Annotated in this window: 7 protein-coding genes and 1 pseudogene; 2 read left to right on the top strand and 6 right to left on the bottom strand. The window is 40.9% G+C overall.

What is annotated here, in order from left to right:
• Positions 1-152 precede the first annotated feature (152 nt).
• From rsgA to Q0541_RS01075, 6 genes are all read right to left on the bottom strand, one after another.
• Entirely contained in the window at positions 153-812 is a 660-nt protein-coding gene (rsgA, locus tag Q0541_RS01100; protein WP_298904364.1) for a ribosome small subunit-dependent GTPase A, read from the bottom strand.
• Between the two features lie 134 nt (positions 813-946).
• Positions 947-1,387, bottom strand: coding sequence for a hypothetical protein (locus Q0541_RS01095; RefSeq protein ID WP_298904367.1), 441 nt, complete (start codon positions 1,385-1,387; stop codon positions 947-949).
• Between the two features lie 307 nt (positions 1,388-1,694).
• Positions 1,695-2,552: a DUF72 domain-containing protein gene (locus tag Q0541_RS01090; protein WP_298904363.1), complete on the bottom strand. Its 858-nt coding sequence runs from the start codon at positions 2,550-2,552 to the stop codon at positions 1,695-1,697.
• A gap of 392 nt (positions 2,553-2,944) precedes the next feature.
• A complete protein-coding gene (locus Q0541_RS01085; protein ID WP_298904361.1) occupies positions 2,945-3,577 on the bottom strand; it encodes a TetR/AcrR family transcriptional regulator in 633 nt (210 codons plus the stop codon).
• Between the two features lie 255 nt (positions 3,578-3,832).
• Entirely contained in the window at positions 3,833-4,330 is a 498-nt protein-coding gene (locus tag Q0541_RS01080; RefSeq protein WP_298904359.1) for a GNAT family N-acetyltransferase, read from the bottom strand.
• Positions 4,331-4,427: 97 nt separating this feature from the next.
• Positions 4,428-5,168, bottom strand: a complete 741-nt coding sequence (locus Q0541_RS01075) for a DJ-1/PfpI family protein (protein ID WP_298904357.1) — start codon at positions 5,166-5,168, stop codon at positions 4,428-4,430.
• 360 nt (positions 5,169-5,528) lie between these two features.
• On the opposite strand from Q0541_RS01075, the gene Q0541_RS01070 reads away from it, so the two are divergent.
• A complete protein-coding gene (locus Q0541_RS01070) occupies positions 5,529-6,008 on the top strand; it encodes a protein tyrosine phosphatase family protein (RefSeq protein WP_298904355.1) in 480 nt (159 codons plus the stop codon).
• Positions 6,009-6,641: 633 nt separating this feature from the next.
• Positions 6,642-7,309, top strand: a pseudogene (locus Q0541_RS01065) (calcium-binding protein); the annotation flags it as partial.

Raw genomic sequence — 7,309 nt, 5'->3', positions numbered from 1 at the left:
CTGGCTCCCCTACATATACTTAGATTTTTTCACGCAATCAAATCGGATTGCTATAGCTTTCACTTTAAGTTGACACCAATGACCAATGCTGTGCCCTTACGAGAAATCTATATGTATCAAAGTTTGTGTGAAATGGTATGACACCTGTGCAATTAGCGCTTGTGATGATTTCGCATGGCTTTATGAATCTTCTTCCATCGTTCTTTCTCAGCTAGTTGTGCCCTCTGGTCTTGTTTGCGGGTAAGGTAGTCAAGTTCTTTTTGTAACTTTTGGTAGCTGAAAAACCGGGAATAATCAAGTTCTCCCTCAGCCAAAGCCTGCTGCACTACACAACCGGGTTCGTTATGATGCTGACAATTGCGGAAATGGCATTTCTGCGCCAAGGTTTCGATGTCTGCAAAAGTTTCTTGCAAACCTTCATCACCTGCCCAAATTTGGATTTCTCGCATTCCTGGGGTATCAATAATTAATCCGCCAGTAGGGAGCAAAATCAACTCACGATGAGTTGTCGTGTGTCTACCTCGGTCATCACCTCGCCGGACTGGTTGCACAACTCGCACAGATGCGCCTTGCAGTTGGTTAGTGATAGTGGATTTCCCAACACCAGAAGACCCCAACAAAGTAACTGTCTGTCCTGGTTGCAGGTAAGGTTTTAAGGCATCCAATCCTTGATGATTGGTGGCACTTAAAACTGCAATTGGTACACCCAAAGCAACTGCTTCTACTTGTGCTAAGTACTCTTCTAAAGAGTTGCACAAATCTGCTAGGCTGCGATCGCGAATAAGGGAGGCGGCAGCCTCAATGAGGGGCATTCCCAGTCTCCGACTGGGAACGAGGTGAAAACAAGATATTAAGCTTGTTTTACTCCTAACTCTGCCAATTTTAGATTTCTCTTCAATCCAAAATTCAAAATTCAAAATCTAAAATTGGATAACTTCTACCTCCTTCAAATAGCTCTTTGCCGCACATGTTGCCCATTAAGCCCTTGCTTAATCCAACTCAAACATTCATATTCGGATTTGAATAATTTTGGAGCTGCAATATTATTCAATAACTCTGGTGGGTAATGGTCATAAAAACATTTGTCTCCTTCTTGGAAGATGATAATCAAATTGTTACGATAAATGTAGCGAGACTTAAAATTATCCCCCCGATGAACAAACTCTAAATTTTGATCTATATGTTCTTTAGCAATATCAACGATATTACTAACGCCACTTCCATAGATTCCGGCTGGGTTTTCTGCTTTATGAAATTTGCTTTTGTGCCCAATCTCAGATAGCAATTTATACGAATAAATCTCGTAATTATCAGCTTGCCCAAAAACAAATGGAATGATGAGATATCCTTTGTATGAGACTGAACTTTCATAAAGAAGACGATTCATCTCAACCTCCTTTGATATAACTGCTCTCAAAAAATTCGCTGAAATCACATACATATTAAAAATCAATGCTTTTCTGTTAAATATATTCATGCATCACTTAAACCCTGATCGCCATTTAAAAAATAGGGCTATTACCCTTTTTGTGAAGGAGAAAGCGATATGAAGCTTTAACAGAAGAGTCTCGCAACACTAATTATCGCTCTTTTTTGAATTACTAAACATTAGATATCTTGTAAAAGTTAAAAAATTAGTAATTTCATTCTGTGGGACTACTCCCCTACTCCCTCTGTTCCTTGCACCCTGCCTTTCAAGACCATAAACTGAGCTGATTGGGGGGATGCTCAAGATTATTCCAAGGTAGGGGTGGAACTGGTGTATCACTCTGTTCTAATAGCTGTTGGAAGTGACGGGCTATGCTAGGCGATCGCGCTTCTATTGGACAATGGACAAAGAAATAAATTCGCACTCCCATCTCCAACCATTGCTGAATCTGCCTTACCCACTCTTCCATAAACGGCTGATTCACTGATAAATTTGGATGAGAAATGAACCGAATTAGAGTGAAAGGTGCTGTCACACTCAATTGCAAGGGTAATTTAGGTTTACGCCGTTCCGATTGTAACTGCGGGTCATCATCTCCAGTGTAGATGGGGCGCGAGTCTAAGAGTACCCGTCCCACACCTAGCTTTTCTAAAAGCACCGTTAAATTACTAGCATGGGGTTCTTTGAACCAGTCGGGATGCCGAACTTCCAGCGCTAGGGGTGCTTCTGTACGCGGCCAAGCTTCCAGAAAGTTGGTCAAATCGTCAAGCAATGCAGGTGCATAACTGGGTGGTAACTGGGCAAACATTGGTCCAAGACGCTTCTCTAAAGGGCGCATCCCTTCCAGAAATTTTAAAGCAGCCGGAATATAAGGTTGTAGCAACCCTTGATGGGTAATATCTCGCGGTAATTTCAGACAAAATTCAAAACCTGTTCGTGTTTCGGCAGCCCAACGGGTTACAGTTTCTTGGTTAGGCACCGCATAAAAGGTGGTGTTACCTTCTACAGTCGTGAAGCGACGACTGTAAAGATGGAGAAAATCGGCAGTGCGAGTGCCTTGGGGATAGAGTTCGCCCACCCAACCTTTATATGCCCAAACAGCACAACCGATAAAAAAGTTCACAGTGCCTAAAAGTCTTGATGTATTATATTCAATTTTACAAGCAGGTTGTAAGCATGGCTGAAGTTAAGTCAGATTCCCGACTTCAAAATGCTTGATTGCTTTCTCATTTCGGTAAATTCAGCAAGCAAAAAGGCATATTGCTTACTCAAAATGCTTGATTGCTTTCTCATTTCAGTGGATTCAGCAAGCAAACGACAGATTGCTTTCTCATTTGAGTATATCGCGTATTCATTTTGGTGTTTTGGGCAAGCAAACAGGCATATAGCGATTCTCAATTGCCTGGAATACAGACCACTTGTAAGAGTACAGCAATGCTCATTGGTGTCAACTTAAGCCAAAACACTTTTAAAACCTCATTTCCAGGTTCTACCCACCCCTGAAAATAACTCACGTTAGCTTACAGCCGGATTGAAAACTGAGAGGGGAGTGGCAGTGATACCGCGCACAAAAATATCTACACAGGTTTCGATATAGTCCTCACAGCTATAGCTGCGTTGATTGAATTTTGCACTGCGGCATAGCATTCCAGCTAACAGCATTCCTGTAAACATATCGACTGCTGGAAATGGATCAAGGTCTGCTCTGACGATGCCTCGTCTCTGACTCGATTGTAGGTAAGCTATCAGTTTTTCTCCTAAAGGCTTGGCAGCTTCTTGAATCACTTGTTTGGCTGCCTCTGGATGACGTTTGGCTTCTCCAATGAAGGTACGAATTAAGTCTTCCTGTGCCTCTAGCATACTATTGTAAAGATGGGCATACTGTGTAATGTCAATTTTTAGATCCTGTGTCCACGCTTCGGGGTGTGCAAGGGCTTCTGTCTGGAGTACAAAGGCATTTTCGATTACTGCTCCCAGAAGTTGTTCTTTGCTAGCAAAGTGGCGAAATAAAGTCACCTCATTCACACCAGCAACACGAGCTATTTCACGGGTAGTTGCTCCTTGAACACCTAAACTGGCAAATACCTGCGAGGCGGCTTCTATCAAACGTCTACGGGTGAGAGTTGATGAACGGATGGTTTTATTCATTTATGCTGGCAAGTACTTACTTACATCGTAGGTTATGTAAAAAAAGTGGCGGCAACTTGGGAGAAAAGAGTAATAATAAAAGTTGTTTTATTCGACACTAAAGTCTTATTAAGATTAACTATGAGTTTTTAAAATATATAATCATATAACTATTTTACAATCCCAAATTTCAGAAATACGAAATGTTTTTCTGAAAATAATGGAACTTTATCAAAAAAACAAGCTTACAATCGGCTCTAACTTCAATCAATTTCATCATATTGTGGTAGTAGCTAATGCTTTACTCATTTTAGTAACTGGGACAACTACCCCACTTCTTAAATAATGAGGTGCTCTTTGGATGGCAGTAAATCCCAGTCGTAAATAAAACCCTTCAGCATAAAGGCTAGCAGTTGTAATTACCTTATCTATACCTTGATCAGTTGCTTGCTCGCAAAAATGCTGCACTAAAGCACGCCCGATGCTTTTACCTTGATATTTAGGATGGACATACAGCCCGATGAGTTCATCAACAATAAAACTAGCAAAACCTATAACAACATCTCCCTCGATCGCAACCCAAAAAGTTTCCACTTTCATCCTCTTCAAGATATTTGAACCATCGGGCTTGTCGCAGTTATTACGCCAAGCTAAAAGTTCTTTTTTTGTGTAGAAAGTTGCAGGCAGAGCTTTGATAGCGGCAATATGAATTGCACTCAGCACCCACGCATCTGTTTCCTGGGCAGGTCGAAGAGATATTTCCTTTGCGCTCATAGGTTCAGGGCTGACATTCACTGATCCAAAGTTATCAAGTTTGGTTATGAGAAATTTTAGTTGCCCCAGCTTTGCCCGTCATAGACATCGCAACACATCAACTAGCCAAATTCTCAACTGCTTTACTGATATTAGCAGTTTGCAATTGAGTTACAACTCGCTGGACAATCTGCCGTCTGATTTCCTGAACATTTTGACTCGCAGCTGTAACCTGAGTAAGTACAGCCGCAGGGGCAGTTTGGGGAGAACCACTGTTAAAAGGAGGTTGGGGATTGTATTCAATTCCTAGTTGAATTGCTTGAGCCATCGCTTCCCCAAATAACTCAGCTGCTAAAGCCAGCCCAAAATCAATGCCAGCTGTTACACCGCCGCCTGTAATTCGATTGTGATCAATGACAACTCTTTCTGAAACTGTCTCAACTCCCAACATCTCAAGCAAATCCAGCGATCGCCAGTGAGTAGTGGCGCGATAGCCCTGAAGCAAACCAGCCGCCGCCAACAGCAGAGAACCAGTGCAGACAGATGTAATGTAGCGGGCTTGTTTGGCTTGGGTTTTGAGAAAGTCGAGAAACTTTGGATCTTCCATCTTGGCATTGATACCTGGGCCTCCTGGCACAAATAACACATCTAAGGCTGGGGGTTGAGCAAAGGTTGTGTCCGGTAGAAAGGTAAGGCCGCAATCGCTTTGAATTGGTTCGAGTGTTTGCGCCAGCAGATATAATTGCGTGTTTGGCAATTTAGCAAAAACTTCGTAGGGCCCGGTGAAATCTAACTGCGTCACATTTGGGAACAATACTATTCCAATGGATAGAGAAGAAACTTGTTCATTTACAGTCATTATTTGTGTCCTCGTTAAAAATACTCAAGATGCCGCTGCAAAAGATAACTTAGGCAAAATTATAATGTATCGAGTTATACTATTTACCGAAAATCTTCAGCCAAATTGCTCACCCAAGCTCAATTAATCCTATCGACAAAACGTATAATTAGATTTAAAGTACGGTAAGTCTATCGACAATACGTCTATTATGGATAAAGCAATAAAATAACTAACTTCAAAAGACAAATTTTGAAGTAATCAAGCAATATCGTTTGATATTTGGCTAGTTTTGCTGTGTTTACTTGAATATATTCTCAAAGCTTGCTTATTAGAGTATTTACCAAGCCAGAAGACATCAGAAAATCAAAAGGAGTAAATGTGATCAACGCCATACAGATTAACGAAAATTTGACAACCACAGGACAAGTCATACCAAAACAGCTTGAGCAAGCTATCCAAGAAGGTTTTAAGTCCGTTCTAAATCTGCGATCGCCTGATGAACTAGGATTTTCCAAGGATGAGCAAAAAGTAGCGGAAGCATTGGGGCTGCATTATACGAATGTTCCACTCAAAGTGGATTTAAAAAATTTGAATGAAGAGGCGATTACCAAAATCCTTATGATCCTAGAACAAATCCCTAAACCAGCAGTTGTGCATTGTGCAGCCGGGATGCGATCAACTGGAATCGCGCTATTGAGTATCGCTATCCACGAGGGATTAACACCAGAGGAAACCTTAGCAAGAGCTAAGAATCTGGGTTTTGGATTCTTTGAACACGCTGGTGTTAGTCCCAGGCTGAAGCAATTATTTGTGGACTATGTTAACAAACACGCGAAAGTAGCTGTGCCTACTCACTGAAATATCTGTACTTAGCTAACAATAAGGGAATATACCAATACTTTGTAAAACTTGGGGCTTAAGCCCCTTGTTCGGGTATTGTGCGGCATTATTTAATGCGATCGCCCCAAGAGAATCGCGCAAAGATATAGGATTTTATGAATTTAAACGCAAGTATCACACAGCTACAGCTAAAAAACAATTTCTATTAAAAATACCTTCGCAAAAAAATAAAACGTAAAATATCAAGGTCTGAATCTGCGTTTTGATTAAGTATCGCTATTTCATCGTATCCCACAAGTTCCCGATTTTTAAGCAAGCTTCACTGTAAATAATACGTAAATAGCTATCCTAAAAACTACAAAAATAGACAAGTAAGGTGAAGTAGGAAAAAATACTAACCTAAGTAGTGACCCTTAAAAAAATAAAGGCTATAGTAATTAAATTAACTAACTCTTTATGTAACAGGTTAGCTGGATAATGCTTATAAGCCAGTCAAAAAGCTGAAATGCACTGAAAAATTAGTGTTTTTAAATTTGGCAAAAACTATACCGAAAGCGTCAACTTTCGGCTAAATTTTTGTGCCTTAAAACAGCAGTACTGGCAGGTTAATATCTCAAGTTCCTGAAAAATTGATTTAGGTAGATAGAAGTTATGGCAATTATCAATGGTACTAACGCTAATGACATCCTTAATGGCTTAGGGAGCAATGATAGCCTCTATGGTTTCCAGGGCGATGATGTCCTCCATATTAGCAATTCTTCTGGAAAAAACCTCTTAAACGGCGGCTCTGACAATGATAGACTTTACGCTACAGCTACCACTGGCAGTAATACCCTCAAAGGAGGAAGTGGGGATGATTATTTAGATGTTTCTAATTCTTCTGGGAAAAACCTCTTAGAGGGCGGTTCTGAGAGTGATCAAATTTATGCTACAGCTACCACTGGCAACAATATCCTCAAGGGCGGAAGTGAGAATGATTATCTAGATGTTTCTTCTTCTTTTGGGAATAACACCCTCTGTGGGGATACAGGAAATGACGAATTTTCGATTCAGGATAGTTTTGGCAAAAATATTGTTTCAGGCGGAACTGGCTCTGATAAATTTTACGCCTATGGAGTCAGTGGTGCTAACACCCTAAATGGGGGGGATGGCGATGACTCCTTCTATTTCAGGGCCCCATCTACCTCTCCTTCTTTTTTAGTGACTCAAAAAGTAGATGGGGGTACGGGTTCGGATTATTTGGAAGTCAATTACAGTAGTGATACTACCGAGGGAATCACCTCGACTTTCAATGCAACCACTAACCAAGGCTCGATTAC

Source organism: uncultured Nostoc sp., assembly GCF_937863485.1.
GTDB lineage: Bacteria > Cyanobacteriota > Cyanobacteriia > Cyanobacteriales > Nostocaceae > Nostoc.
Note: the sequence above shows the minus strand (reverse complement) of the source record. Positions and strands in the feature narration are given on the sequence as shown.

Coding starts and splice junctions, on each gene's coding strand:
- rsgA (WP_298904364.1), bottom strand. CDS start 812: ATGCCCCTCATTGAGGCTGCCGCCTCCCTTATTCGCGATCGCAGCCTA.
- Q0541_RS01095 (WP_298904367.1), bottom strand. CDS start 1,387: ATGAATCGTCTTCTTTATGAAAGTTCAGTCTCATACAAAGGATATCTC.
- Q0541_RS01085 (WP_298904361.1), bottom strand. CDS start 3,577: ATGAATAAAACCATCCGTTCATCAACTCTCACCCGTAGACGTTTGATA.
- Q0541_RS01080 (WP_298904359.1), bottom strand. CDS start 4,330: ATGAGCGCAAAGGAAATATCTCTTCGACCTGCCCAGGAAACAGATGCG.
- Q0541_RS01075 (WP_298904357.1), bottom strand. CDS start 5,168: ATGACTGTAAATGAACAAGTTTCTTCTCTATCCATTGGAATAGTATTG.